24 protein-coding genes and 1 pseudogene are annotated in these 25,506 nt (G+C 67.0%); 16 read left to right on the top strand and 9 right to left on the bottom strand.

Translation table 11 applies throughout. The features are described from left to right. Positions 1-275 precede the first annotated feature (275 nt). The 6 genes from polA to DSD28_RS14945 all read left to right on the top strand — a co-directional run bounded on the left by polA (position 276) and on the right by DSD28_RS14945 (position 9,475). A complete protein-coding gene (gene polA / locus DSD28_RS14920; RefSeq protein WP_119257216.1) occupies positions 276-3,263 on the top strand; it encodes a DNA polymerase I in 2,988 nt (995 codons plus the stop codon). Positions 3,264-3,685: 422 nt separating this feature from the next. Further along, a complete protein-coding gene (locus DSD28_RS14925) occupies positions 3,686-3,940 on the top strand; it encodes an acyl carrier protein (RefSeq protein WP_119257217.1) in 255 nt (84 codons plus the stop codon). Next, positions 3,937-5,109 carry an acyl-CoA dehydrogenase family protein gene (locus DSD28_RS14930; protein ID WP_119257218.1) on the top strand — a complete coding sequence of 391 codons (1,173 nt, stop codon included), beginning with the start codon at positions 3,937-3,939 and terminating at the stop codon, positions 5,107-5,109. The genes DSD28_RS14925 and DSD28_RS14930 overlap by 4 nt, the downstream gene beginning before the upstream one ends. Before the next feature lie 4 nt (positions 5,110-5,113). Next, on the top strand, positions 5,114-6,028 hold the full coding sequence (locus DSD28_RS14935; RefSeq protein WP_119257219.1) for an amino acid--[acyl-carrier-protein] ligase: 915 nt from the start codon (positions 5,114-5,116) through the stop codon (positions 6,026-6,028). A gap of 1 nt (position 6,029) precedes the next feature. Next, on the top strand, positions 6,030-6,998 hold the full coding sequence (locus DSD28_RS14940) for a DUF1839 family protein (RefSeq protein ID WP_119257220.1): 969 nt from the start codon (positions 6,030-6,032) through the stop codon (positions 6,996-6,998). Beyond that, positions 6,998-9,475, top strand: a complete 2,478-nt coding sequence (locus tag DSD28_RS14945; RefSeq protein ID WP_119257221.1) for a glycoside hydrolase family 2 protein — start codon at positions 6,998-7,000, stop codon at positions 9,473-9,475. The genes DSD28_RS14940 and DSD28_RS14945 overlap by 1 nt, the downstream gene beginning before the upstream one ends. A gap of 35 nt (positions 9,476-9,510) precedes the next feature. On the opposite strand, the gene DSD28_RS14950 is transcribed toward DSD28_RS14945, so the two are convergent. Continuing rightward, positions 9,511-9,699 carry a hypothetical protein gene (locus DSD28_RS14950; RefSeq protein WP_162911414.1) on the bottom strand — a complete coding sequence of 63 codons (189 nt, stop codon included), beginning with the start codon at positions 9,697-9,699 and terminating at the stop codon, positions 9,511-9,513. Between the two features lie 159 nt (positions 9,700-9,858). Between DSD28_RS14950 and DSD28_RS14955 the strand changes: the two genes are divergently transcribed. Together DSD28_RS14955 and DSD28_RS14960 are read left to right on the top strand one after the other, a co-directional pair. Then, a complete protein-coding gene (locus DSD28_RS14955) occupies positions 9,859-10,440 on the top strand; it encodes an IMPACT family protein (RefSeq protein ID WP_119257223.1) in 582 nt (193 codons plus the stop codon). Positions 10,441-10,704: 264 nt separating this feature from the next. Further along, positions 10,705-11,364 carry a peroxiredoxin gene (locus tag DSD28_RS14960; protein WP_119257224.1) on the top strand — a complete coding sequence of 220 codons (660 nt, stop codon included), beginning with the start codon at positions 10,705-10,707 and terminating at the stop codon, positions 11,362-11,364. 55 nt (positions 11,365-11,419) lie between these two features. Here the strand turns inward: DSD28_RS14960 and DSD28_RS14965 are convergent, their stop codons facing one another. After that, a complete protein-coding gene (locus tag DSD28_RS14965) occupies positions 11,420-11,656 on the bottom strand; it encodes a hypothetical protein (RefSeq protein ID WP_119257225.1) in 237 nt (78 codons plus the stop codon). A 98-nt stretch (positions 11,657-11,754) separates the two neighbouring features. On the opposite strand from DSD28_RS14965, the gene DSD28_RS14970 reads away from it, so the two are divergent. Next, entirely contained in the window at positions 11,755-12,366 is a 612-nt protein-coding gene (locus DSD28_RS14970; RefSeq protein WP_119257226.1) for a TetR/AcrR family transcriptional regulator, read from the top strand. A gap of 4 nt (positions 12,367-12,370) precedes the next feature. On the opposite strand, the gene DSD28_RS14975 is transcribed toward DSD28_RS14970, so the two are convergent. After that, positions 12,371-13,042, bottom strand: a complete 672-nt coding sequence (locus DSD28_RS14975; protein WP_281048103.1) for an HAD-IA family hydrolase — start codon at positions 13,040-13,042, stop codon at positions 12,371-12,373. Positions 13,043-13,238: 196 nt separating this feature from the next. Between DSD28_RS14975 and recF the strand changes: the two genes are divergently transcribed. Both recF and moeB read left to right on the top strand, forming a co-directional pair. Beyond that, a complete protein-coding gene (gene recF, locus DSD28_RS14980; RefSeq protein ID WP_119257227.1) occupies positions 13,239-14,363 on the top strand; it encodes a DNA replication/repair protein RecF in 1,125 nt (374 codons plus the stop codon). Then, complete coding sequence (moeB, locus tag DSD28_RS14985) at positions 14,360-15,118, top strand: molybdopterin-synthase adenylyltransferase MoeB (protein ID WP_119257228.1); 759 nt, start codon at positions 14,360-14,362, stop codon at positions 15,116-15,118. The genes recF and moeB overlap by 4 nt, the downstream gene beginning before the upstream one ends. Before the next feature lie 136 nt (positions 15,119-15,254). Here the strand turns inward: moeB and DSD28_RS14990 are convergent, their stop codons facing one another. After that, entirely contained in the window at positions 15,255-16,259 is a 1,005-nt protein-coding gene (locus tag DSD28_RS14990; protein ID WP_119257229.1) for a 2-hydroxyacid dehydrogenase, read from the bottom strand. 181 nt (positions 16,260-16,440) lie between these two features. Here DSD28_RS14990 and DSD28_RS14995 point away from each other — a divergent pair, with 181 nt between their 5' ends. Continuing rightward, positions 16,441-16,977, top strand: coding sequence for an SH3 domain-containing protein (locus DSD28_RS14995; protein WP_119257230.1), 537 nt, complete (start codon positions 16,441-16,443; stop codon positions 16,975-16,977). Here DSD28_RS14995 and DSD28_RS15000 read toward each other — a convergent pair. Then, positions 16,970-17,962, bottom strand: coding sequence for an adenosine kinase (locus DSD28_RS15000; RefSeq protein ID WP_119257231.1), 993 nt, complete (start codon positions 17,960-17,962; stop codon positions 16,970-16,972). The two genes, DSD28_RS14995 and DSD28_RS15000, sit on opposite strands and share 8 nt — an antisense overlap. Before the next feature lie 125 nt (positions 17,963-18,087). Continuing rightward, on the bottom strand, positions 18,088-18,657 hold the full coding sequence (gene efp, locus DSD28_RS15005; RefSeq protein ID WP_119257232.1) for an elongation factor P: 570 nt from the start codon (positions 18,655-18,657) through the stop codon (positions 18,088-18,090). A gap of 151 nt (positions 18,658-18,808) precedes the next feature. On the opposite strand from efp, the gene epmA reads away from it, so the two are divergent. After that, positions 18,809-19,873 carry an EF-P lysine aminoacylase EpmA gene (gene epmA / locus DSD28_RS15010; RefSeq protein WP_119257233.1) on the top strand — a complete coding sequence of 355 codons (1,065 nt, stop codon included), beginning with the start codon at positions 18,809-18,811 and terminating at the stop codon, positions 19,871-19,873. Next, positions 19,870-20,931 (top strand): lysine-2,3-aminomutase-like protein, encoded by a 1,062-nt coding sequence (locus DSD28_RS15015; protein WP_119257234.1) that lies wholly within the window; start codon positions 19,870-19,872, stop codon positions 20,929-20,931. Before epmA ends, DSD28_RS15015 begins: the two co-directional genes overlap by 4 nt. 210 nt (positions 20,932-21,141) lie before the next feature. Here the strand turns inward: DSD28_RS15015 and DSD28_RS15020 are convergent. After that, positions 21,142-22,599 (bottom strand): annotated as a pseudogene (locus tag DSD28_RS15020) (methyl-accepting chemotaxis protein); the annotation flags it as partial. A gap of 256 nt (positions 22,600-22,855) precedes the next feature. On the opposite strand from DSD28_RS15020, the gene DSD28_RS15025 reads away from it, so the two are divergent. Further along, on the top strand, positions 22,856-23,581 hold the full coding sequence (locus tag DSD28_RS15025) for a sulfate transporter family protein (RefSeq protein WP_119257236.1): 726 nt from the start codon (positions 22,856-22,858) through the stop codon (positions 23,579-23,581). Here DSD28_RS15025 and DSD28_RS15030 read toward each other — a convergent pair. Continuing rightward, complete coding sequence (locus DSD28_RS15030; protein WP_119257237.1) at positions 23,564-23,992, bottom strand: VOC family protein; 429 nt, start codon at positions 23,990-23,992, stop codon at positions 23,564-23,566. The genes DSD28_RS15025 and DSD28_RS15030 overlap by 18 nt on opposite strands. Before the next feature lie 137 nt (positions 23,993-24,129). Here DSD28_RS15030 and DSD28_RS15035 point away from each other — a divergent pair, with 137 nt between their 5' ends. After that, positions 24,130-24,702, top strand: coding sequence for a TetR/AcrR family transcriptional regulator (locus DSD28_RS15035; protein WP_119257238.1), 573 nt, complete (start codon positions 24,130-24,132; stop codon positions 24,700-24,702). On the opposite strand, the gene nth is transcribed toward DSD28_RS15035, so the two are convergent. Then, positions 24,692-25,456: an endonuclease III gene (gene nth, locus DSD28_RS15040; protein WP_119257239.1), complete on the bottom strand. Its 765-nt coding sequence runs from the start codon at positions 25,454-25,456 to the stop codon at positions 24,692-24,694. The two genes, DSD28_RS15035 and nth, sit on opposite strands and share 11 nt — an antisense overlap. Positions 25,457-25,506: the final 50 nt, after the last annotated feature.

Consider the following 25,506-nt stretch of genomic DNA (forward strand, 5'->3'; position numbering starts at 1 on the left):
TTGTCCTCGTCTGGCGCGGCGGGGGACAGGCCGTATGCCAGACAACGGCTTTGATCAGGTGCCGATGACCAATATCTGTGGGTCCGAATGTGGCTTTTCAAGGGACTCCAGCCCCGCTGAAAATTACAAATTGGTAACGTTCGCGTGAGGCTTCGCAGGGCCGGGAAACCTCCTCTGCCTGCCGGTATCTCCCCCTTGGGGGAAGGGGTTGGGGAGGGCCTGTATCCGCAATGAGAGATGGACGTGGCAGGCGGCCCGCGCTATCCATTCACCCCATGAAAAAAGGTGATCATCTCTTCCTCGTTGACGGCTCCGGCTTCATCTTCCGCGCCTTCCACGCCATCCCGCCGCTCAACCGCAAGTCGGACGGGCTGCCGGTCAATGCCGTCTCCGGTTTCTGCAACATGCTGTGGAAGCTCCTGAAGGATGCGCGCAATACCGACGTAGGCGTGACGCCGACGCATTTCGCCGTCATCTTCGACTATTCCTCGAAGACCTTCCGCAACGAGCTCTACGACCAGTACAAGGCGAACCGCACCGCGCCGCCGGAAGACCTGATCCCGCAGTTCGGCCTGATCCGCCACGCCACCCGCGCCTTCAACCTGCCCTGCATCGAGAAGGAAGGCTTCGAGGCGGACGACCTGATCGCCACCTATGCCCGCCTCGCCGAGGCCGATGGGGCGGACGTTACCATCGTCTCCTCCGACAAGGACCTCATGCAGCTCGTGACGCAGAACGTCTCGATGTATGACGGCATGAAGGACAAGCAGATCTCCATTCCCGAAGTCATCGAGAAATGGGGCGTGCCGCCGGAGAAGATGATCGACCTGCAGTCGTTGACCGGCGATTCGACCGACAACGTGCCCGGCGTGCCCGGCATCGGCCCGAAGACCGCCGCGCAGCTTCTGGAAGAGTATGGCGACCTCGACACGCTGCTCGCCCGCGCCGAGGAGATCAAGCAGGTCAAGCGCCGCGAGAACATCATCGCCAACCGCGAGCTCGTGCTGCTCTCGCGCCAGCTCGTCACGCTGAAGACCGACACACCGCTCGACATGCCGCTGGACGACCTGATCCTGCATCCGCAGGACGGGCCGAAGCTCATCGCCTTCCTGAAGGCCATGGAATTCACCACGCTGACCCGCCGCGTCGCGGAAGCCTGCGACTGCGATGCCGGCGCCATCGAGGCGGCGAGCGTGCCGGTCGAATGGGGCGCCGAGGCGCATGGCCCGGATCTCGACAAGGGCGAGGTCGCCGGTCCCGCGCTCGATCTTGACGGCGACGAGACGGCGGCCGAGGCCGCCGAGACCCTGCTGCCGACCGCAAAGCCGGGCGAAGCCACGCCCTCGGCCCTTGCAAGGTCCCGTGCCGAGCGCTTCTCCGCCGGCCCGATCGACCATTCGACCTATGAGACGGTGCGCGACCTCGACGCGCTCGACCGCTGGATCGCGGCGGCGCGCGAGACCGGCCTCGTCGGCTTCGATACCGAGACGACCTCGCTCGACGCCATGCAGGCCGAGCTCTGCGGCTTCTCGCTCGCCATCGCCGACAATGCCAAGGACCCGTCGGGCACCACGATCCGCGCCTGCTACGTGCCGGTCAACCACAAGACCGGCGTCGGGGACCTCCTCGGCGGCGGGCTGGCCGAGGGGCAGATCCCGGTCCGCGCCGCGCTGGAGCGGCTGAAGGCGCTGCTGGAGGATCCGTCCGTCCTCAAGGTCGCGCAGAACCTCAAATACGACTATCTCGTCATGCGCCGCCACGGCATCACCATGCAGGGCTTCGATGATACGATGCTGATGTCCTATGCGCTCGATGCCGGGGCGGGCAACCATGGCATGGACACGCTTTCCGAGCGCTGGCTCGGCCACAAGCCGATCGCCTACAAGGAAGTCGCCGGCTCCGGCAAGGGCGCGCAGACCTTCGACATGGTCGATATCGCCCGCGCCACGGCCTATGCGGCCGAGGATGCCGACGTGACGCTGCGGCTCTGGCACGTCCTGAAGCCGCGCCTTGCGGCCGAGCGCATGACGGCGGTCTACGAGCGGCTGGAACGCCCGCTGGTGCCCGTGCTGGCCCGCATGGAGGAGCGCGGCATCACCATCGACCGGCAGGTACTCTCCCGCCTTTCCGGCGAGCTGGCGCAGGGCGCGGCCGGCTTCGAGGAAGAGATCTACGAACTTGCCGGCGAACGCTTCAACATCGGCTCGCCCAAGCAACTCGGCGACATCCTCTTCGGCAAGATGGGTCTTCCGGGCGCATCGAAGACCAAGACCGGCCAGTGGTCGACCTCCGCGCAGGTGCTGGAGGACCTTGCCGCGCAGGGCATCCCGCTTCCGCGCAAGATCGTCGACTGGCGCCAGCTCACCAAGCTGAAATCCACCTATACCGACGCGCTGCCCGGCTTCGTGCATCCCGAGACGAAGCGCGTGCACACGTCCTATGCGCTCGCAGCGACGACGACCGGGCGCCTCTCTTCCTCGGACCCGAACCTGCAGAATATCCCGGTGCGCACGGCCGAAGGCCGCAAGATCCGCACGGCCTTCATCTCGACGCCCGGCAACAGGCTGGTCTCGGCCGACTACAGCCAGATCGAACTGCGCGTGCTCGCCCATGTCGCCGAGATCCCGCAGCTCAAGCAGGCTTTCGCCGATGGCATGGACATCCATGCCATGACCGCGTCGGAGATGTTCGGCGTGCCGGTGGAAGGCATGCCGGCGGAAATCCGTCGCCGCGCCAAGGCGATCAATTTCGGCATCATCTACGGCATCTCGGCCTTCGGCCTCGCCAACCAGCTCTCCATCGAGCGTTCGGAGGCGGGCGACTACATCAGGAAGTATTTCGAGCGTTTCCCGGGCATCAAGGACTACATGGACAGTACCAAGGCCTTCGCCCGCGAGAACGGCTATGTCGAGACGATCTTCGGCCGCCGCGCCCATTACCCGGAGATCAAATCGTCCAACCCGTCGGTGCGCGCCTTTAACGAGCGCGCCGCGATCAACGCGCCGATCCAGGGCTCGGCCGCCGACATCATCCGCCGCGCCATGGTGAAGATGGAGCCGGCGCTCGCCGCCGCCGGCCTGTCCGCCCGCATGCTGCTGCAGGTGCATGACGAACTGATCTTCGAGGTCGAGGACGGCGAGGTCGACAAGGCCATTCCCGTCATCGTCGACATCATGGAAAACGCCTCCATGCCGGCGCTGTCGATGAAGGTGCCGCTGAAGGTGGATGCACGCGCCGCGACCAATTGGGACGAGGCGCACTGACGAAGGCCGCGCGGCCCGCCGGGACGGTCTGAGCCGGCAAGGCAGCGCTCCCTGTCCGGCACGATACGGCACGGCGTCAATCGCCGATGCCGTGTCCGGCGGCGCCGTAATCCCCCATTTTGGTGAGCGATTGCGATTTTCGGGCAGCTTTTCGCCTTATGGTTGATAAAGCTTGAATGGCCCCGATTCGTATCGTTGCGAAACACCTAGCCTCTCGCGCAATCGCCCGAAAATCCGGACCTTCTCATCTTTTCTTCAGAAATGGCGATAGGCACGCGTTCCAGGCTGGAGCAGCGCTGCGAGGCGGTTCACGAAATCTTATCCATGTCCCTTCAGCCGATCTTATCCGGCCGGGCCTAAGCCATTGGGCAGGATGAATGGCGGCCAGATGTTTGGCCGGACGAGCCCGATGGGAGAAAAGCATGAAGCAGAAAATCCGTGAAATCCTCAGCAAGCACGGCGGCCTTCCGGTTCCGGTCGATCAGCTCGCGGACGATGCCGATCTCTACGCGGCGGGCCTTTCCTCCTTCGCTTCGGTCCAGGTGATGCTCGGCATCGAGGACGCCTTCGACATCGAGTTCCCCGACAGCCTGCTCAACCGCAAGTCCTTCCAGAGCATCGCGGCTATCGCCCGGGCGGTGGAAAGCCTTGTCGGCAGCGCGGAGGCGGCCGAATGACCGTCACCGTCGGGAGAGGCTACACGGAGCGCGCCGAGCGCGTCGCCGCCGTGGCTGCCGCGCATGCCGACGACGTGGACGCCAAGGGCCGCTTCCCCCGGGAAGCGGTCGACGCGATGATCGCCGAACGGCTGCTGTCGATCCAGATCCCCGCCGCGCTCGGCGGCGACGATGCCTCGCTTTCGGAAATCGCCGAGATCTGCTCGCTGGTCGGCCAGAGCTGCGCGGCCGCCGCCATGGTCTTCGCCATGCACCACATCAAGCTGTCGAGCCTCGTCTCGCACGGCGCGGACGATCCCTGGCACGCCGGCTTCATGCGCCGGATCGCCGCCGGGCAATTGCTGCTCGCCTCGGCGACGACCGAGGGCGGCATCGGCGGGAACCTGCGCAACAGCATCTGCGCCATCGAGGTCGAGGGCGACACCTGCCGCCTCACCAAGGATGCGACGGTGATCTCCTACGGCGCCCATGCCGATGCGATCCTCATCACCTCGCGCGCCCATGCCGACGCCGCCTCGACCGACCAGGTCATGACCGTCTTCACCAGGGACCAGTACACGCTCGAGCGGACCCATGTCTGGGATACGCTCGGCATGCGCGGCACCTGCTCGGACGGCTGGCTCTTCAAGGGCGAGGCGCCGAAGGCGCAGATCCTGCCGAAGCCTTTCGCCGAGATCGCCGCGCAGTCGATGCTCGCCACCTCGCACCTCTTGTGGAGCGCGGTCTGGTACGGCATCGCCGTCAACGCGGTCGCCCGGGCGCAGGCCTTCGTGCGCGCCGCCGCCCGCAAGAGCCCCGGCGTCACGCCGCCCGGCGCGCTGCGCCTCGCGGAAGCTTCCAACCTCCTCCAGCTCGTCAAGGCGAGCACGGTCGCCGGCCTTCGGGAATACGAGGCGGCCAAGGCGGATGCGGACCGGCTCTCCTCCGTCGGCTTCGCGGTGGCGATGAACAACGTCAAGATCGCCGCCTCGGAAACGATCCTTTCGATCGTCAACCAGGCCATGCTGATCTGCGGCATCATGGGCTACAAGAACGGCACGCCCTTCAGCCTCGGCCGGCACCTGCGCGACGCGCATTCCGCCCAGCTCATGATTTCCAACGACCGCATCCTCGGCAACACGTCGAACCTCCTGCTCGTCCACAAGCAGGACACCAGCCTGATCGGGTGACACCATGGATATGCAGACCTCGCTTCTCGACCGGCTCTTCGATACCGGTCTTCTCATCGATACCGGCGTCGAGGGCCTCTACGGCCGCAGCGGCGCCTTCGAGGACGTCATCGCCCGCTTCGAGCGGCTGATCGACGCCTATGGCAGCGCCGACGGCGCGGAAGCCATGCGCTTTCCCCCCGGCATGAGCCGCGCGCATTTCGAAAGCAGCGGCTACATGAAGAGCTTCCCGCAGCTTGCCGGCACGGTGCACAGCTTCTGCGGCAGCGAGCTCGACCATATGAGCCTCCTGCAATGCATGGAGGTCGGCGACGACTGGACGAAGGACCAGAAGGCGACGGATATCGTGCTGACGCCGGCGGCCTGCTACCCGCTCTATCCGACCATCGCCAAGCGCGGCCGCCTGCCGGCGAAGGGCGGGCTCTACGACCTGCAGTCCTACTGCTTCCGGCACGAGCCCTCCAACGATCCCGCCCGCCAGCAGCTCTTCCGCATGCGCGAATATGTCTGCATGGGCACCGAGGGTCATGTGACGGATTTCCGCCAGAGCTGGATGGACCGCGGCCTTGAGATGATGGGCCGGCTCGGCCTCGACGTGACGATGGATGTCGCCAATGACCCGTTCTTCGGCCGTGCCGGCCGCATGCTCGCCAACAACCAGCGCGACCAGAACCTGAAGTTCGAGCTGCTCATCCCCGTGACCTCGGCCGCCAAGCCGACGGCCTGCATGAGCTTCAACTACCATCAGGACGCCTTCGGCGCGAAATGGGGCCTCCATCTCGAGAACGGCGAGGTTGCGCATACCGCCTGCGTCGGCTTCGGCCTGGAGCGCATCGCGCTCGCGCTCTTTGCCCGCCACGGCCTCGATATCGCCGTCTGGCCGGCCGATGTCCGCAAGGTGCTGGGATACCAGGACTGATATGGCCGCCGTCTTCGCCGGGCTCGACCCCGAAACCTACCGGCCGCACGCGCTGCACGACGCGGAGCGCATGTGGCCGGAGACGAATTGCTATGTCGATCTGTGGATCGAGGTGCTGAACGCGCTCGGCGCCTCGCCCGAGGCGATGCTCGGCTTCACGCTGGCGCAGGATTTCGAGGGCGACCAGTTCACCTTCTTCAAGGTGCCGCTGGAAGACCTCGAAACCCTCTACGGCATCCGCAGCACCGAGCTTGCGATCTTCGACCGGGTGGAGGACCACGTCGCCACGCAGATCGCCCGCGGCCGGCTCTGCCTCGTCGAGATGGACAGTTTCTACATGCCGGACACCCGCGGCGTCGCCTACCGGCAGGAGCACGGCAAGACGACCGTCGCGATCAACCGGCTCGACCTTGCGGCGAAGCGGTTGGACTATTTCCACAATGCCGGCTTCTTCCGGCTTGAAGGCGAGGATTTCGACGGCCTGTTCCATCTCGATGACGGCCCGGACGACCTGCCCTTCCTGCCCTATACGGAATTCGCGAAATTCCCGGAAAGGCTGCCCGACGAGGCCCATCTTCGCCGCGAGGCGAAGCGCCTGCTCGCCGTCCACTTCGCCCGGCGCCCGGCGGAAAACCCGCTCGCGGCCTTTGCCAGGGTGTTTCCGGCTCAGGTCGAGGCCGTGGCGGATCGCCCCTTCGGCTTTTTCCACAAATATGCCTTCAACACGCTGCGCCAGGTCGGCGCCAATTTCGAGCTTGCCGGCAGCCATCTCGACTGGCTTGCGCCCGACGGCCACCTGAAGGACGCCGCCGATGCCGCCCGCAAGGTCTCGGAGACCGCGAAGACGGTGCAGTTCCAGCTTGCCCGCGCCGTGACGCGCCGCCGCTTCGAACCGCTCGCGACCGCGCTCGACCCGGCCGCCGAAGCCTGGGACGGCCTGATGGCGGCGCTTGCCGCGCGGATCGGCTGATGGAGGACGGCGTGCCCGCGACCGGCAGGACGCTTTCGGACGGCTGGCGCATGATCCTGACGCCGGCCGGCGCGATCGCCGGTCCGGCAGGGCTCGACGGCCTCTCCGGCTTCATCGACGCCCCCGTGCCCGGCACCGTCGCCGGGGCGCTGGAGCGCGCCGGCCGTTTCGACCGGACCGCGCCCGAGCCGCTCGACCATCTCGACGCCTGGTACGTCCTCGACCTTGCCGGCGAAGCGCCGGGCGAAGCGTGCCTGCATTTCGACGGGCTCGCGACCGTGACGGAAGTCTGGTGGAACGGCGCGCCGGCGCTCTCCTCCGACAGCATGTTCGTGCGCCACGAACTTCCCGTCACGCTGACGGGCCGCGACCGTCTCGTCCTCTGCTTCCGCGCCCTGAAGCCGCATCTCGAAAAGCGCGGACCCCGTGCCCGCTGGCGCCCGCAGATGATCACGCCGCAGGGCCTCCGGCTCGTCCGCACCACGTTGCTCGGCCGCATGCCCGGCTGGTGCCCGCAGATCCATGCCGCCGGCCCCTGGCGGCCGGTCCGCCTCTCGCGGCTCGCGCCCGCGCTGCCGGCCGATGTGCGCATCGCCGCCCGTCTGGAGGAGGACGGTGCCGGCCAGCTCGATATCCGCTTCCGCCTCGATGGCGCCACATCGCCGCGCATCGAATGCGCCGGCATGGCCGTTGTTGCCAAGCGGGACGGGGAGGGCCGGTTTGCCGCAAGCCTTTCCATCCCCGAGGTCGCGGCATGGTGGCCGCGCACGCATGGCGCGCCCGTGCTGCACGATGTCCATCTCATTGTGGACGGCGCACGCCACAGGCTCGGCCGCACCGGCTTCCGCCGCATCGAGATCGACCGCGGCGCGGACGACCGGGATTTCGCGCTCCATGTCAACGGCACGAGGATCTTCTGCCGCGGCGCGGTCTGGACCAATGCCGATATCGTCGACTTGCCGGGCAGCCGCGAGCACTATGCGCCGCTCCTGAAACTGGCGGCGGATGCGAACATGAACATGCTGCGCATCGGCGGCACCATGACCTATGAGGCGCCGGATTTCTTCGCGCTCTGCGACGAGCTGGGGCTGATGGTCTGGCAGGACTTCCAGTTCGCCAATTTCGATTATCCGGCTAATGATCCTGCATTCGTCGAGAACGTTCGCACGGAAATCGCGCAGTTCCTAGAGGCCAATGCCACCTCACCGTCGCTCGCCGTCCTGTGCGGCGGCAGCGAGATCGATCAGCAGGCGGCGATGCTCGGCCTGCCGGAAAGCGCCTGGGCCGGTCCGCTGACGCGTGAGATCCTGCCCGAACTCGTCGCCGCGCACCGGCCGGACGTGCCCTATGTCGAGAATTCGCCGGGCGGCGGCGCCATGCCCTTTGCGCCCAATGCCGGCGTGACGCACTATTACGGTGTCGGCGCCTATTGCCGGCCGCTGGAGGATGCGCGCCGCGCCGAGGTGCGCTTCGCCGCCGAAAGCCTCGCCTTCGCCAATGTGCCGGAGCGCGAGACGCTCGACGCGCACCTGCCGGTGCCGGCCGTGCACGATCCGCGCTGGAAGGCCCGCGTGCCGCGCGACCGCGGCGCCTCCTGGGATTTCGAGGACGTGCGCGACCATTATCTCGGCCTGCTCTATGGCGAGGACCCGGCGCGCCTGCGCCGCGAGGATCCCGGCCGATATCTCGACCTTTCCCGCGCCGTCACCGGCGAGGTGATGGAGGCGACCTTCGCCGAATGGCGCCGGCCGCAATCCACCTGCAACGGCGCGCTGGTCTGGACCTTCCAGGACCTGCTGCCCGGCGCGGGCTGGGGTGTCGTCGATGCGACGGGCCTGCCGAAATCCGCCTGGCATGCCCTGCGCCGCGCCTTCCGCCCGGTGCAGCTCGTGCTTTCCGACGAGGGCACCAACGGGCTCGATGTGCATGTCATCAACGACGGCGCGGACGAACAGACCTTGACGCTGGAGCTTTCCTGCCTGCGCCACGGCCGCCAGCCGGTCGTCGGCGGACGGCGGGAGGTCCGGCTCGCCCCGCATTCGGCCGAGACACTGCCGGCGACCGATCTTTTCGGCGCGTTTTTCGATACGACCTATGCCTTCCGTTTCGGCCCGCCGTCGCACGATGTCACGGTCAGCCGGCTGGTCGACGGCAACGGAACGGTGGTCGCGGAGGCGTTCCATTTCCCGCGCGGCCGGGCGAAGGCGTTCTTTTCGGCAATGCTGTCGGCCGAGCTTCGGCAGGACGATGGAGAATGGCTGCTGGAGCTTTCCACGGACCGCTTCGTCCAGTCCGTCACCGTCGAGGCCGAAGGCTTCCTGCCCTCGGACAACTGGTTCCACCTCGCGCCGGGCGGCGTGAAGGTGCTGCGCCTTGCGCCCCGCGCCGGCATGGACCCGGCGGCGCGCCCGACCGGCGAAATCCGCGGCATCGGCGCCGATTCCGTCGTCTCCTTCCAGGAGATCGCGGGCATATAACAGGAAATCACCGATGATTTCCTGTGAGGGTCATCTCAGAAGAAGACGTGCAGCGGCCACTGGACCGGGCGACGGGAGGAGGAAAGCCGGCTGCCTTCCAGCGGAAGCCTGTCTTCCGTCGCCGCGCCGCGCGCATCGTCGCGATCCGCCTCTTCGGTCTTCGGCTGGAAGCCGACCGGATAGAGGTTGAAGTAGCCGAGCGTCACGCCACCGAGATACATCATGCCATCGCCTCCGCGTTGTTACGATCCGGTCAACATCATGGCGAAAACGTGGCAGGTGTCAATAGTCTATAGAATTAGTGATCTATTCCATGCTTGAAACGCCGGGCAGGGAGGGGCTACGAGACAGGCTCGACCGAACCGAAACGCCGAAGGCTGGCCGTGTACACGCTGGACCGCACCGAACATTTCGAGCAGGAGATCCGCAAGAGCCGGTTCCTGGCGATCGCCTGCCCGGTGGAAAGCGAGGTGGAGGCGAAGGCACGTCTTGCCGAGGTCTCCGATCCCGCGGCCAACCACAATTGCTGGGCCTTCCGCATTGGCCAGGTCTATCGCTTCAGCGACGACGGCGAGCCGAGCGGCACGGCGGGAAAGCCGATCCTTCAGGCCATCGACGGCCAGGCGCTCGACCGCACGCTGGTCGTCGTCACGCGCTGGTTCGGCGGCATCCTGCTCGGCAGCGGCGGGCTCATCCGCGCCTATGGCGGCACGGCGGCGATGTGCCTGCGTGCGGCGCAGAAGACCGAATATGTCGAGCGCGTCGCGCTCACCGTCTCGCTCGGCTTTTCCGATCTCGCGCTGGTCAAGGCGCGCCTCGGCGCCTTCGCCGGGCTGGTGATGGACGAGGAAGCCTATCACGATACCGGTGCGCGCCTTGCCTTCCGCGTCCCCGCCGAAAAGGCCGGGGAGATCGGCCGGCTGATCGTCGATCTGACGAGCGGGCGGGCCGAAATCGGCGCCTGAGGCCGGAATTTTCCCTCGGGGCGAAATAAAATCGTCTTTCCTCCGCGCGGCCTGCCGGGAGAACGGTTTGGCGCATTCGCAAGGACTTGCCGAACGCTGTCTTGCAAGCCGGCGGATCGGCGCAAACTTGCCCTTCCGCCGGGTTTTCCGAAGGCGCGCGCGGCTATAGGCAAGGCCGGCTTTTCGGTCTATCTACCCGGCCTGACATATCTTCGCGGGCGCTTGCCCGCGCTCCCGCACGATCGAATAGAGAGGACGAGACCCATGAGCCTGCGCATCAACGACATCGCTCCGGACTTCACGGCTGAAACCACCGTTGGCCCGATCAGCTTCCACGAATGGATCGGCGACGGCTGGGCCGTGCTCTTCTCGCACCCGAAGAACTTCACCCCGGTCTGCACCACCGAGCTCGGTGCCATGGCCGGCATCGAGGGCGAGTTCCGCAAGCGCGGCGTCAAGATCATCGGCATCTCCGTCGATCCGGTCGACAGCCACACCAAGTGGAAGGCCGACATCCGCACGGCGACCGGCTTCGACGTCGAATATCCGCTGATCGGCGACAAGGACCTTCTGGTCGCCAAGCTCTATGACATGCTGCCCGCCGCCGCCGGCGACAGCTCGGAAGGCCGCACGCCCGCCGACAACGCCACCGTGCGCTCGGTCTTCGTCATCGGCCCGGACAAGAAGATCAAGCTGATCCTCACCTATCCGATGACGACGGGCCGCAACTTCGCGGAAATCCTGCGCGCTATCGATTCGATCCAGCTCACCAGCAGGCATCAGGTGGCAACGCCGGCCAACTGGCAGCAGGGCGACGACGTGATCATCACTGCCGCCGTTTCCAACGAGGACGCTATCACGCGCTTCGGCGCCTTCGACACGGTCCTGCCCTACCTGCGCAAGACCCGCCAGCCGGCCGCCTGAGCGCCGCGGCATCTTCGGAAAGCAAGGAAGCCGGGGTCGAAAGACCCCGGCTTTTTCATGCCCCGCGCAGGATGAAGCCGGCGAACCGCTTCTGCACGAAGGGCGAGACGACGAAGACGATGGCGAACACCATGATCGGCGCGATGACCGCCGTGCGCTGCCAGGTCGTCCAGCCCCCGGTGAGTGGCAGGACGAGGTAGAGAAGCGCCGTGATCAGCGGATAGACGGGCAGCAGCATGGCGAGCGCGAAGTGGAATTTCGAGAGCTTGCGGGGGGATGCGGTGTGGGTCATGGGAGCAACCTTTATGGAACGGAACGTTTCGTTTATATAGAAACGAAACGTTCCGTTCAAGTGCCGGCCGTGCTACAAGCGGAAAAAAGGAAAAGGCCATGGCAGAGACAGAGACGACGCCCGCCCGCCGCTCCATCGGCGCGACGCGCAATCCGGCAAGCGAGGCGGCGATCCTTGCGGCGGCGGAAGCGGTGCTGGTGGAAAACGGGATCGGCGGCTTCTCCATCGAGGCGGTGGCGCGGCGCGCGCGCGCCGGCAAGCCGACGATCTATCGCTGGTGGCCCTCGCAGGCCGCCCTCCTGCTCGACGTCTATCACAGCCGCAAGCGCGTGAGCTTCGTCTTCCCGGACAAGGGCAATGTGCGCGACGACCTGCGAACCTATCTTTCCAGCCTGCTGGTGACCTGGCGGGAGGGAACGAGCGGCGCGGTCTTCCGCTCCGTGCTGGCGAAGGCGCAGGGCGAGCCGGATGCGCTGGCCGCGCTCTGCGCCTATATGGCCGAGCGCCGCAGCGAGAGCGGCGGCATCGTCGCCAAGGCACAGGCGCGCGGCGAGGTGCGCGCGGATGTCCGGCCGGAGCTGATCACCGAGCTGCTGTCGAGCTTCGCCTGGGGGCGGCTCCTGACGGAGCGGCTCGACGTTTCCGACGAGGAAGTGGATGCCGTGGTCGACACGGTGCTGGCCGGCATCCTCGCGAAGCCGGCCGGCTGACCGCTCAGTCCGCCGTGCGCACCAGCCGCAGCCTGCCGTCGGCGTCAACCTCGGTGGCGACACCCTCGTAGCTCGCCAGCAGCGGATGGCTGGTCTCGATCGGGTGATGGTGCGTCGCCGTCATCACGACGACCTGCGCGCCCGCGCCCTCGCCGGCGAGGATGCCGGCCGGCACGTCTTCGAAGACCAGGCAATCGGACGAGGCGAAGCCGAGCCGCTCGGCCCCGAGGCGGTAACCGTCCGGCGCCGGCTTGCCCTTGGTGACGTCTTCTGCCGTCACGATGACCTTCGGCAGCGGAATGCCGGCGGCGGCAAGGCGGCGATGGGCAAGCGCGACCGGCGCGGAGGTCACGATGCCCCAGCGGTCGGCGGGCAGGGCGGAAAGGAACGCGATGGCGCCGGGAATGGGCAGGATGCCATCGATATCCTCCAGCTCCGCCTGTTCCACCTCCTTCGCTTCCGCGACCGGGTCGACGCCCGGCAGGCTGAGCCGCGTGATCGTGTCGATGCCGCGCACGCCATGCATGGTCGGCAGGAAGGTCGCGACGTCGAGCCCATGCTTCAGCGCCCACTGCGTCCAGACGCGCTCGGTCGCCGGAATGGAATTGATGATCGTGCCGTCCATGTCGAACAGGAAGGCGGAGAAGCTGCGATCGAAGATGAGACGTGCGGACAAGGAGGGACCTGCTGGCTGGGAGGGGAGGATGCGAAGCGCGGCGGGAGTTCTGGATTACCCGCTGCAGGCCGCGCAGGCAACCGTGCTTGACGCGCTTGCGTCGCCGGGCCCGCCGCCCCATCTTTCTGTTGCTCACCCACGAATGTGCCGCGAAGTGATTCCACTCGGGCGAAAAAAATGCTCTAGCTCTCACGCCATGCCGCACAAGGTCTTTCTTTCCCGCCTCAAGCTCACGGATTTCCGCAATTATGCGGCCCTGTCGCTGCCGCTCGACGGCCGGCATGTCGTGCTGACGGGGCAGAACGGCGCCGGCAAGACCAATCTCATGGAGGCCGTCTCGTTCCTGTCGCCCGGCCGGGGCCTGCGCCGCGCCGCCTATGGCGACGTGCCGCGCGCTGGCAGCGAGGGCGGCTTCTCCGTCTTCGCGACGCTGGAGGGCATGCAGGGCGAGGTGGATATCGGCACCGGCACGGAGGGCGGCGAGGACGGCCAGTCGCGAAAGCTCCGGCTCAACGGCACGCCGGCCCGCACCGTCGATGAGCTTCTCGACCACCTGCGCGTCGTCTGGCTGACGCCCTCCATGGACGGGCTCTTCACCGGCCCCTCCGCCGATCGCCGCCGCTTCCTCGACCGGCTGGTCCTGTCGCTTGATCCCGAGCACGGCCGCCGCGCGGCGGATTTCGAGAAGGCGATGCGCGGCCGCAATCGCCTCCTCTCCGATCACCGGCCCGATCCCGCCTGGCTGACGGCGCTGGAAAAGCAGATGGCCGAACTCGGCATTGCCATGGCCCATGCGCGCCACGAGCTCGTCGGCCTGCTCTCCGGTCTCGTCGAGGCGGCGCGCGACGATGGACCGTTCCCCTCCGCCACCATGCGGCTTTCCGGCTTCCTCGACGGGGAATGGCAGCGCCCGGCCTACGAGATCGAAGAGATCTATCTCGGCATGTTGCAGGAGGGCCGCTACCGCGACGCGGCCGCCGGCCGCACGCTGGACGGCCCGCACCGCGCCGATCTCCTCATCCGCCACCGCGAGAAGGACATGGAGGCCGAGCGCTGCTCGACGGGCGAGCAGAAGGCGCTACTCATCGGCCTCATCCTCGCCCATGCCGGGCTCGTCGCCGGCATGACCGGCCATGCGCCGGTGCTGCTGCTCGACGAGATCGCCGCACATCTCGACGAGGGCCGCCGCGCCGCGCTGTTCGACCGGGTCGACGCGCTCGGCGGGCAGGCCTTCATGACCGGCACGGACCGGGCGATGTTCGATGCGCTCGGCGAGCGCGCCCAGTTCCTCACCGTCTCGAACGGAGGCATCCTGCCATGACCGATCCGCTGAGCCCCGAAGAGATCGACCGCTACCGCCGCCATATCGTCCTCGCCGAGATCGGCGGCGCCGGCCAGCAGAAGCTGAAGGCGGCCAATGTGCTGGTTGTCGGGGCGGGCGGCCTCGGTGCGCCGGTCATCCAGTATCTCGCCGCCGCCGGCATCGGCCATGTCGGCGTCCTCGACGACGACACGGTCTCGCTCTCCAACCTCCAGCGCCAGGTGATCCACGACACCGCCGGTATCGGCACGGCGAAGGTCGCCAGCGCCGAGGCCGCCGTCGCCCGCCTCAACCCGCATGTCGTTTTCACTGGCATCCCCGAGCGTCTGACGCCGGACAATGCCGCGCGCCTCCTCTCTGGCTACGATCTTCTGGTCGACGGATCGGATAATTTCGATACACGCTATGCCTCGGCGGATGCGGCGGAAGCCGCGCGCATCCCGCTGGTGACGGGCGCGGTCGGCCGCTTCGACGGCTCCGTGACGGTGCTGAAGCCCTATGAGGCGGGACCGGACGGCACGCCTCATCCCGGCTACCGCGACCTCTTCCCCGCCGCCCCGCCGCCGGGCGTCGTGCCGGCCTGCGCGGAGGCCGGCATCGTCGGCGCGCTGACGGGGGTCGTCGGCACGCTGATGGCGATGGAGGTGATCAAGCTGGTGACGGGCGCCGGCGAGCCGCTGGTCGGGCGGCTCCTGCTCTATGATGGATTGGCGGCGCGGTTCGAGACGCTGAAATATCGGCGGCGGAAGGTCTGAAACCCCCTCTGCCTACCGGCATCTCCCCCACAAGGGGGGAGAAAGTCAAAGGCTTGCTCACCGTGTAAGATAACGCGCCGACGGGGCGGCACGGTAAGTCCCTCCCCCTTGTGGGGAGGGGTTGGGGAGGGGTCTTCTACACCCTGCTCGGCAACACCCGATCCGGCGGCCGGTGCCCGTCGAAGAAGGTGCGGATGTTGATCACCACCTTCTCGCCCATGTCCACGCGCCCCTCGATGGTGGCCGAGCTCATATGCGGCAGCAGCACCACCTTGCCTTCGGACGCCAGCTTCAACAGCTTCGGATTGACCGACGGCTCGTTCTCGAAGACGTCGAGGCCGGCGCCGGCGATCCTGCCTTCCCTGAGGCACTTGATCAGCGCCGTCTCGTCGATGATGCCGCCGCGCGCCGTGTTGACGATGTAGCTCGTCGGCTGCATCAGCTCGAGCCGGCGGGCCGAAAGCAGGTGGTAGGTGGCGGGCGTGGAGGGGCAGTTGACCGAGACGATGTCGACGCGGGCGAGCATCTGGTCGAGGCTGTCCCAGTAGGTCGCTTCCAGCGCGTCTTCCGTGTCCGGGCGCACGCGGTTGCGGTTGTGGTAGTGGATGGAGAGGCCGAAGGCCTTGGCGCGCTTGGCGACGGCGGTGCCGATGCGGCCCATGCCGACGATGCCGAGGCGCTTGCCCCAGATGCGTCGGCCGATCATCCAGGTCGGCGACCAGCCGGACCACTCGCCCTTGCGGTCGGTCAGGATGCGCGCACCCTCGGCAAGCCGGCGCGGCACGGCGAGGATGAGCGCCATCGTCATGTCTGCCGTATCCTCGGTCAGCACGTTCGGCGTGTTGGTGACGGTTATGCCCTTTCGCGCGGCGGCTTCCACGTCGACATTGTCGACGCCGTTGGAAAAGCACGCGATCAATTTGAGCTGCGGCCCCGCCTGCTCGATCAGCGCGGCGTCGATCCGGTCCGTCAGCGTGGGCACCAAGACGTCGGCGCTCTTCACGGCGGCGACGAGTTCGGGCTGTGTGCGCGGGCTGTCGTCGATGTTGAGCTCGGCGTCGAACAGTTCGCGCATCCGGGTCTCCACCACCTCGGGCAGGCGGCGGGTGATGTAGACCTTCGGTTTTTTCTTCTGCGTCATGGGATGTTCCGGCGTGCTGTTGACGGGTCCTTAACCAAGTTGGGCAAGGATTGCTTCATCAGGGGCATTTTCTACCAGACCCGGTCGCGAAGACAATCCGCTCATGGGGCGGTCCGCGCGATTTGCCACTCCGCTCCGGTTCGGCAGCCCGATGCCTTCCTCAGTTTGTGCGGATCTTGCCATGCGTCACCTCGTGCGTCTCAGCCTCGCCGCCCTTGCGGGCATTCTCGTTTCCGTCGCCGGCGTGGAGTTCGCCCATGCGCAGGCGGCCAAGGGGCCGAGCGGCCTGCCGCTTCCCCGCTTCGTCAGCCTCAAGGCCAGGAGCGTGAACCTGCGCGTCGGCCCGAGCGTCGATTATGCCGTCTCCTGGCGCTACATGAAATCCGGCGTGCCGGTCGAGATCATCCAGGAATACGACAACTGGCGCCGCATCCGCGATGCCGACGGCACGGAAGGCTGGGTCAACCAGGCGCTGCTTTCGGGCGAGCGAACCGCCGTGACCGCGCCGTGGATGCGCGGCAAGGGCGACGAGATCTTCGTCAACATGCGCCGCGAGGCGCTGGCGAACGCCACGGTGGTCGCCAAGATCCAGCCCGGCGTCGTCGTCAAGGTCGGTGAATGCAACGGCGACTGGTGCCGTGCCGAAGTGGACGGCACGGCCGGCTGGGTCTCGCAGAACGAGATCTGGGGCGCCTATCCCGGCGAAGCCTTCAAATAAGGCCGGCCTTTCGGCCTTCCTCCGCCAGCGACAGCAGCGGGCGGGGGCCGACCTGCTGGATGACGAGCCCGGCGGCAAGGCTGCCGAGCCGGCCGCAATCGGCCAGCGATCGCCCGGCCGTATAGCCGTAGAGGAAGCCGGCGGCATAGAGGTCGCCCGCGCCGGTCGTGTCGACCACGCTTGGAATGCTGATCGCGTCCACCTTCGTCCGCTCGCCCTTGGTCAGGACGACGGAGCCTTCCTCGCTCATCGTCACCGCGGCAAGCCGGCAATCCCCGGCGATGCGGCGCAGCGCCTCCTCGAAGTCCTCCGTCTCGTAGAGCGCCAGCGCCTCGGCCTTGTTGGCGAAGACGATGTCGACGGTGCCGGAGCGCATCAGCTCGAGGAATTCGCCGCGGTAGCGGTGCACGCAGAAACTGTCGGAAAGCGTCATCGAGACTTCGCGGCCGTTCGCATGGGCGATGCGCGCGCATTCACGGATCGCGTCCTTGGCGCGCGGCGGATCCCAGAGATAGCCCTCGAAATAAGTGACCTTGGCGTCCGCGACGACCTGTTCCTCCACGTCCTCGCGGCCGAGTTCGACGCAGGCGCCGAGATAGGTGTTCATCGAGCGTTCGCCGTCCGGCGTCACGAAGATCATCGAGCGGGCAGTCGGCGGCGTGCCGGCAAGCGGCTTCGTCTCGAAGTGGACGCCCTGGGCGCGGATGTCGTGGATGAAGATGTCGCCGAGCTGGTCGCCCGCGACCTTGCCGAAATAGGCGGCCCTGCCGCCGAAGCTGGCGACGCCCGAGGCGGTGTTGCCGGCGCTGCCGCCGGAGGCTTCGAGCGCGGGGCCCATGCGCGAATAGAGCAGTTCCGCCCGTTCCGCGTCGATGAGGTTCATCGCGCCCTTGATGATGCCGTTGTCGGTGATGAAGTTCTCGTCGCAGCGCGCGATGATGTCGACGATGGCGTTGCCGACCGTCAGCACGTCGTATTTGGTCATGCGGAAGTCCCGTCTCGGTTTGGTAGGAGCCGGGGGTCGGTCATAACGGATTTTGCGGAAGTTGAAAGAAAAAAGCCGCCGCGCCGTTTCCGGCGGGCGGCTTTGCGGATTTTCCGTCGGGAAAATCAGTCCTTGGCGCGTTCCACGTAGGAACCGTCTTCCGTCGCGATGACGACGCGAGTGCCGGCCGTGATGTGCGGCGGGACCAGCGTGCGAACGCCGTTCGACAGCATCGCCGGCTTGTAGGAAGAGGAGGCCGTCTGGCCCTTCACGACCGGTTCGGTCTCGGTGATTTCGAGCGTGACGTGGCGCGGCAGGTCGATGGCGATCGCGACGCCTTCGTGCACGGAAAGAACGACCGTCATGCCTTCCTGCAGGTAGGCCTTGAGGTCGCCGATGTCTTCCTGCGACATGGTGAGCTGGTCGTAGGTTTCCGGGTTCATGAAGTGGTAGCCGTCGCCGTCTTCATAGAGGTAGTTGTGCTCGCGGTCCTCGACGAAGGCGCGCTCGACCTGCTCGGTCGTGCGGTAGCGCTCGGAAACCTTGGTGCCGTCGGAGATGCGGCGCATGTCGACCTGCGTGACCGGCGTGCCCTTGCCCGGGTGGAAGTTCTGCGCCGTCAGCACGACATAGAGCTTGCCTTCGACCTCGAGGACATTGCCCTTGCGGACGGAAGAGGCGATGATCTTTACCATAAGTCTTCCTTGTAACTGGATGGTTCGCGTCGTAGAGGACCGCCACAAGACGTTTCCGCGAACGCTGAAAATACGTTTTCGGGGCCGCAACTACCCTATATTCCGGCAAAAGACCAGTCTTGCCGCCGGCATCGCCGAAGAAACCTGTCATATGAGCGCCACAAGCCCGAAGCCCTCGCCCTGGTGGACGCCCGACGTCCATGCCGACCGCCGGCCGTTCCTGATGGCGCGAAACCGCATCCAGGCGGCGCTGCGCGGCTGGTTCGCCGCGCGCGACTTCATCGAGGTGGATACGGCGACGCTGCAGGTCTCGCCCGGCAACGAGGCGCATCTGCATGCCTTCGAGACCGCCGCCATCGGCCATGCGGGTACGAAAACGCCGCTCTATCTGCACACCTCGCCGGAATTCGCCTGCAAGAAGCTGCTGGCGGCGGGCGAGCGGCGCATCGCCTGCTTCGCCCATGTCTATCGCAACCGCGAGCGCGGCCCGCTGCACCATCCCGAATTCACCATGCTGGAATGGTATCGCGCCGGCGAGACCTATGACGTACTGATGGCCGATTGCGGCGAGATGCTCGCGCTCGCCGCCGAAACGGCCGGCGTCTCCCTTCTTTCTTATTGCGGCGCGACCTGCGATCCCGCGCTGCCGCCCGAGCGGCTGACGGTGGCCGATGCCTTCACGCGCCACGCTGGCATCGACCTTCTCGCGACGATCCGCGCCGATGGTTCGACGGATCGCGAGACCCTTGCCGCCGCCATGCGGGCCAGGGATCTCCGCGTTGCGGATGACGACACCTGGGCCGATCTCTTCAGCCGCGTGCTGGTGGAAAAGGTCGAGCCGGAACTCGGCTTCGGCCGCGCCACCGTCCTCTGCGAATATCCGACGGCGGAAGCCGCGCTGGCACGGCCCGCGCCGCACGATCCGCGCGTCGCCGAGCGCTTCGAGCTCTATGCCTGCGGCGTGGAGCTGGCCAATGCCTTCGGAGAGCTGACGGACGCCGCCGAGCAGCGCCGCCGCTTCGAGCTGGAAATGGCGGAAAAGGCCCGCGTCTATGGCGAGACCTATCCGCTCGACGAGGACTTTCTCGCCGCCCTCGCTCTCATGCCGGAAGCGAGCGGCATCGCGCTCGGCTTCGACCGCCTCGTCATGCTGGCGACCGGCGCGCCCCGCATCGACCAGGTGCTCTGGGCCCCCGTCGCGGAGACCGCGCCGTGACGGCCGCGCGCAGCCTGACCACGGTTGCCGAGCTTGCCGCTGCCGGCCTACTGCCGGAGGAGAAGCGGCCCGCCGCGACCGCCGTTGCCGAGCGCTACGCCGTCGCCGTTACGCCCGCGCTCGCCGCGCTGATCGACGCGGACGATCCGCTCGATCCCATCGCCCGCCAGTTCATCCCCGATGCCGCCGAGCTCGTCACCCTGCCGGAAGAGCGCGCCGACCCTATCGGCGACCTCGCGCATAGCCCCGTCGAGGGCATCGTGCACCGCTATCCCGACCGCGTGCTGCTCAAGGCCGTGCATGTCTGCCCGGTCTATTGCCGCTTCTGCTTCCGCCGTGAGATGGTCGGGCCGGAAGGGCTCGGTACCCTGTCGCCCGGGGCGCTCGATACGGCCATTGCCTATATCGCGGAGCGGCCGGAGATCTGGGAGGTCATCCTGACGGGCGGCGATCCGCTCGTCCTCTCCCCGCGCCGCCTCCAGGCGATCATGGAGCGGCTTGCGGCAATCGAGCATGTGAAGATCGTCCGCTTCCACAGCCGCGTTCCCGTCGTCGATCCCGAGCGGATCGACGCCGCGTTGATCGAAGCCCTGAAGGCCTCCGGCAAGACGACCTATGTGGCGCTCCACGCCAACCATCCGCGCGAATTCACGGCCGAAGCCCGCGCCGCCATCGCCCGCATCGTCGATGCCGGGATGGTGATGATCAGCCAGACGGTGCTGCTCAAGGGCGTCAACGACGATGCAGAAGTGCTCGCCGCGCTGATGCGCACTTTCGTCGAGAACCGCGTGAAACCCTATTACCTTCACCACCCGGACCTCGCCCCCGGCACGGCCCACTTCCGCCTCACGCTCACCGAAGGCCGGGCGCTGGTCGAGAGCCTGCGCGGCCGCGTCTCCGGCCTCTGCCAGCCGGCCTACATCCTCGACATCCCCGGCGGCCACGGCAAGGTACGGGCGGATTCGCCGGCGGTGGAGGAAGCGGACGACGGCTGTTTTCGCCTGCGCGATTTCCGCGGGGAGACGCATGTCTATCCGCCGGAGGAAGGGCTGGCCTAGCGCCGGCCTTTCGTTCCGCGAGCGGGTGCCTTCCGGGAAGGGAGGGCTGTTGCATATGGGAGGAAGACGCCTCCCCATCCCCCTTCTCCCCGCTGGGGAAGGGAAGAGCAGCAATGCCGAATTCCGCAGGCGATAGCCCTGCCCTGACCCTGAGGAGAGTGGACTGGGCGCGCCTCACGCTCTCGCCTGAACTACGGCTTCACGTCCGTCTCAAAACTCTTCCCAATCCCCCTCATCGCCCTTCTCCTGCCGCACGCCGAGCGCGCCGGCGAGCTTTTCGCTGAGCGCGAGGGCGGGAGAGGTGACGGGGCGGGATTTCTCCGTCGCAGCCTTGACGTTCCATTGGCCCGGAGACTTGCGGGCGACCTTCTGCTCCGGCGCGGGCGCGGCGGGCGGTGCCGGCGGCGTGGCGGGGACGACGTGGAGATGCGGCGCGTGCATGGTGCGGCCGGCGGCAGCCGAACCGCCCACGTTGAACTGGCCGATAAGCGCGTTCAGCGCCTGCACTTCCGAGGCGAGGCCCTGGGCGGCGGCGGTCGTCTCCTCCACCATGGCGGCGTTCTTCTGCGTACCCTGGTCCATGGCGTTGACGGCCATGTTGATTTCCTGAAGCCCGACCGACTGTTCCCGTGCGGCCTCGACGATCGCCTGGACGTGGCCGTTGATCTCCTGCACCTCGGCAACGATGGTCTGGAGCGAGCGCCCCGTATCGCCGACGAGTGAGACGCCGGTGCGCACCTGCGCCTCCGACGTGTTGATCAACGTCTTGATCTCCTTGGCGGCCTTAGCCGAACGCTGGGCCAGTTCCCGCACCTCCTGCGCGACGACCGCAAAGCCCTTGCCGGCCTCGCCCGCGCGCGCGGCCTCGACGCCCGCGTTCAAGGCGAGCAGATTGGTCTGGAAGGCGATCTCGTCGATCACGCCGATGATGCTGGTGATCTCGCTGGAGGATTTTTCGATTTCCTGCATGGCGGCGACGGCGCGGCGCACGATCTCGCCGGACTTTTCCGCCCCCGTGCGGGTGCGGGCGACGAGCGAGCCCGCCTCTTCCGCCCGCCGGGTGGAATTCCTGACGGTCGTGGTGATTTCCTCCAGCGCGGCGGCGGTCTCCTCCACGGAGGCGGCCTGCTGCTCGGTGCGGCGCGACAGGTCTTCCGCCGCAGTTCGGATCTGGCCGGCGCCGGTATCGATGGCGCGCGCATTCTCGCGCGCATCGCGCATCGCCTCGCCAAGGCGGGCGGCGGCGGCGTTGAAGTCGGCGCGCAGGCGCTCGAGGTCGCCGTCGAAGGGTTTTTCGATGCGGCAGGTCATGTCGCCGCCCGCAAGCCTGCCGAGCGCGTCGGCAAGGCTGGTGACGGCTTCCTGCACGCGGCCGCTGTCGCGCGTGCGCTCGGCCTCGCGCGCCTGCCGCTCGCCTTCGGCGCGGCGGCGGTCGTCCTCGTCCCGGCGGTCGAGAAGCTGGCGCTCGGCGGCAGTGTCGCGGATGGCCGCAAGGCCGGCCGCCAGCGTGCCGATCTCGTCGCTCCGGTCGGCATGCGGAACGGCAGTATCCGTATCGCCCGCGGCAAGGCGCTTCGAGGCTTCGGCAAGCTCGTCGAGCGGCTTTGCGACACGGCGGTTGACAAGGACCATGCCGGCAAGGGCGAGGCCCGCGCTGGCGGCAAGCAGGGCCCAGCGGGAGGTGGCGCCGTCGACGATGCCCTGCAATCCGCCCAGGACGACCACGAGGACGAAGAGCGCAGGCACGAGCCTGCCGATCCGGACATTACGCATGACGGTTCCCTGATTTGTCGCGCACGGCTGCGTGCGGGTGCGCGGGAGTCTAGGAGCGGTCCTTTAACGGGGTCTTAATGGAGGCTCTGCACGCGCGCCTTGCCGGGGGCTTTTCCACACCCTACATGCGGAAGCCGAACAGGAGTTTTCGATGATCTTCGACGCCGTCCGGCTTTCGCTCGCCAATCTCTTCGCGCCCGAGACGCGCAGCGTCTTCTGGAAGGTCCTCGGGCTCACCGTCCTGGCGCTCGTCGTGATCTGGTTCGGGCTGCGGGAGACCTTCATCGCCTTCGCCTGGCCCTGGCTCGAAGGCGCGATGATGCCGAACCTGCCGGATTGGGCGGGCTGGCTCACCTTCGTCTTCGGCATCGTCGCCAGCCTTGGCCTCGCGCTCGGCCTCGCTCTTCTGCTCGCGCCGGTGACGGCGATCATCGCCGGCTTCTTCCTCGACGATGTCGCCGAGGTCATCGAGACGCGCGATTATCCGGGCGAGGCCCGGGGCACGGCGCTGCCGCTCGGCCAGGCCATCATGGGCTCGATCAAGTTCCTCGGCGTGGTCATCCTCGGCAACCTGATCGCCCTGTTCCTCCTCTTCATTCCGGGCGTGAATCTCGTCGCCTTCTTCCTGGTCAACGGCTACCTGCTCGGCCGGGAATTCTTCGAATTCGCCGCCATGCGCTATCGCGCGCCCGCCGAAGCGCGGCTGTTCCGCGCCAAGCATGCCTCCACGGTTCTCCTCGCCGGCTTCGTCATCGCCGCCTTCCTGGCGATCCCCATCGTCAACCTCATGACGCCGCTCTTTGCGGCCGGCCTGATGGTGCACCTCCACAAGGCGCTGAGCCGCAAGGACCCTGGCTTCTCACTGCGGCAGGGCTGATGCGTCGTACATTGCCGCATAGTCGGCGCTCGGCGGGATCGGTGTGATCACGTCGATCATCACGCCGTTCGGATCGGTGGTGATGAAATGGCGCTGGCCGAAATCCTCGTTCCTGATGGCAACAAGGATCGGCAGGCCGGCGGCGCGCACGGCGGCATGCACCGCGTCGACATCCTCCACCTCGAAATTGAGGAGAAGGCCGGAGACCGTTTTGCCCCGGCCGGCGGCCGGAATGGTCTCGTGGTTGCGGTCGAGCACGGCGAGGGTCACCTTCTCGTCCTCGCGGGACTGGAGATGGATGTACCAGTCGCTGGTGAAGAGCGCCTCGAAGCGGAAATGCGCCGTGTAGAAGGCGGCGGTGCCGGCGACGTCATCCGTCATGATCACGGGATAGTAGCTGGTCGTCTTCATCTCTTTACTCTTTCTGTCTGGCGCAATTCCGGACGAAAGCCGCTGCACGCTTTTGCTGGATTTGCCTTTGGAAAAAACATACAATCTGCATGTTTCTATTAATTAACATACATGCAGATTGTATGTAAAGAGGCGACATGGCACGCAGCAACAAGGAACGCACCGAGGCGACGCGCCTCGCCCTGATCGAGGCCGCCCGGCGGCTCTTCGTGGAGAGGGGCTATGCGGAAACGGCGACGCCCGACATCGTTGCGGAAGCAGGAGTGACGCGCGGCGCGCTCTACCACCATTTCGAGGACAAGAAGGCGCTGTTCCGCGCCGTGCTGGAGCACGAAGCGCAAGCCGTGGCGGCGCGGATCGAGACGGTCTCGCTGCCGGCCGGCTCGCCGCGCGAAGCGCTGCTTTTCGGTGCGTCCGCCTATTTCGACGCCATGGCCGAGCCCGGTCGCACGCGTCTCCTGCTGCTCGAAGCACCTGCCGTCCTAGGCTTTGCGGGCGCCGGCGCAATCGACCGGGACAATGCCGAGGATACGCTGAAAGAGGGGCTGTCCGCCCTGCTCGGGCCGGATATCGAAGCCGCAAGGCTTGCGGCGCTGACCGGCCTGCTCTCCGCCGCCTTCGACCGCGCGGCCATCGCCATCGAGGCCGGCGCCGATCGCAAGGTCTACGAGGCGGTGATCGCCGATCTCCTCGACGGGCTCAGGGCGTAGGGCCGAACAGCTGTGGAGGAAGCTCGACCAGCGGGGCGGGCACGTCTGAGGTCTTTTCCGGCGACTTGCAGAGATCGGCGATGACGCAGTGCTCGCATTCGGGCCTGCGCGCCTTGCAACAGTACCGCCCGTGCAGGATCAGCCAATGGTGGGCGTGGTAGAGATATTCATCCGGGATGATGCGCATCAGCTTGTCCTCCACCTCGTCCGGCGTCTTGCCGGGGGCGAGGCGGATCCGGTTGGCGATGCGGAAGATATGTGTGTCGACCGCCATCGTCGCCTGGCCGAAGGCCATGGAAAGCACGACATTGGCCGTCTTGCGGCCCACGCCGGGCAACATCACCAGCTCCTCGCGGGTGCGCGGCACCTCGCTGTTGAAGCGGTCGACGAGCATCCGGCTGAGTGCGATGACGTTCTTCGCCTTGTTGCGGTAGAGCCCGATGGTCTTGATGTACTCCCGCACCTTCTCCTCGCCGAGCGCCAGCATCTTCTCCGGCGTGTCGGCGACCTTGAAGAGGGCGCGCGTCGCCTTGTTGACGCCGGCATCGGTCGCCTGCGCGGAGAGCGCGACGGCGACGACGAGCGTGAACGGGTTCACATGCTCCAGCTCGCCCTTCGGCTCCGGCCGCTGGATGGAGAAGCGACGGAAGATCTCCTTCAGCTCGTCCTGCGAATAGAGGCTCTTCACCGGCGCGGACGCCTTGCGGCGCGGCGGCGCCGAGGGCGCTTTCTTCCGGGTCTTCACGCTGTCCATGATGCCTCCGATGCGAGCCCCCGCAAAACCGCTACACAGTCCCGCGCGGC

Source organism: Shinella zoogloeoides (genome assembly GCF_003574625.1).
GTDB classification, from domain to species: Bacteria; Pseudomonadota; Alphaproteobacteria; order Rhizobiales; family Rhizobiaceae; genus Shinella; species Shinella zoogloeoides_A.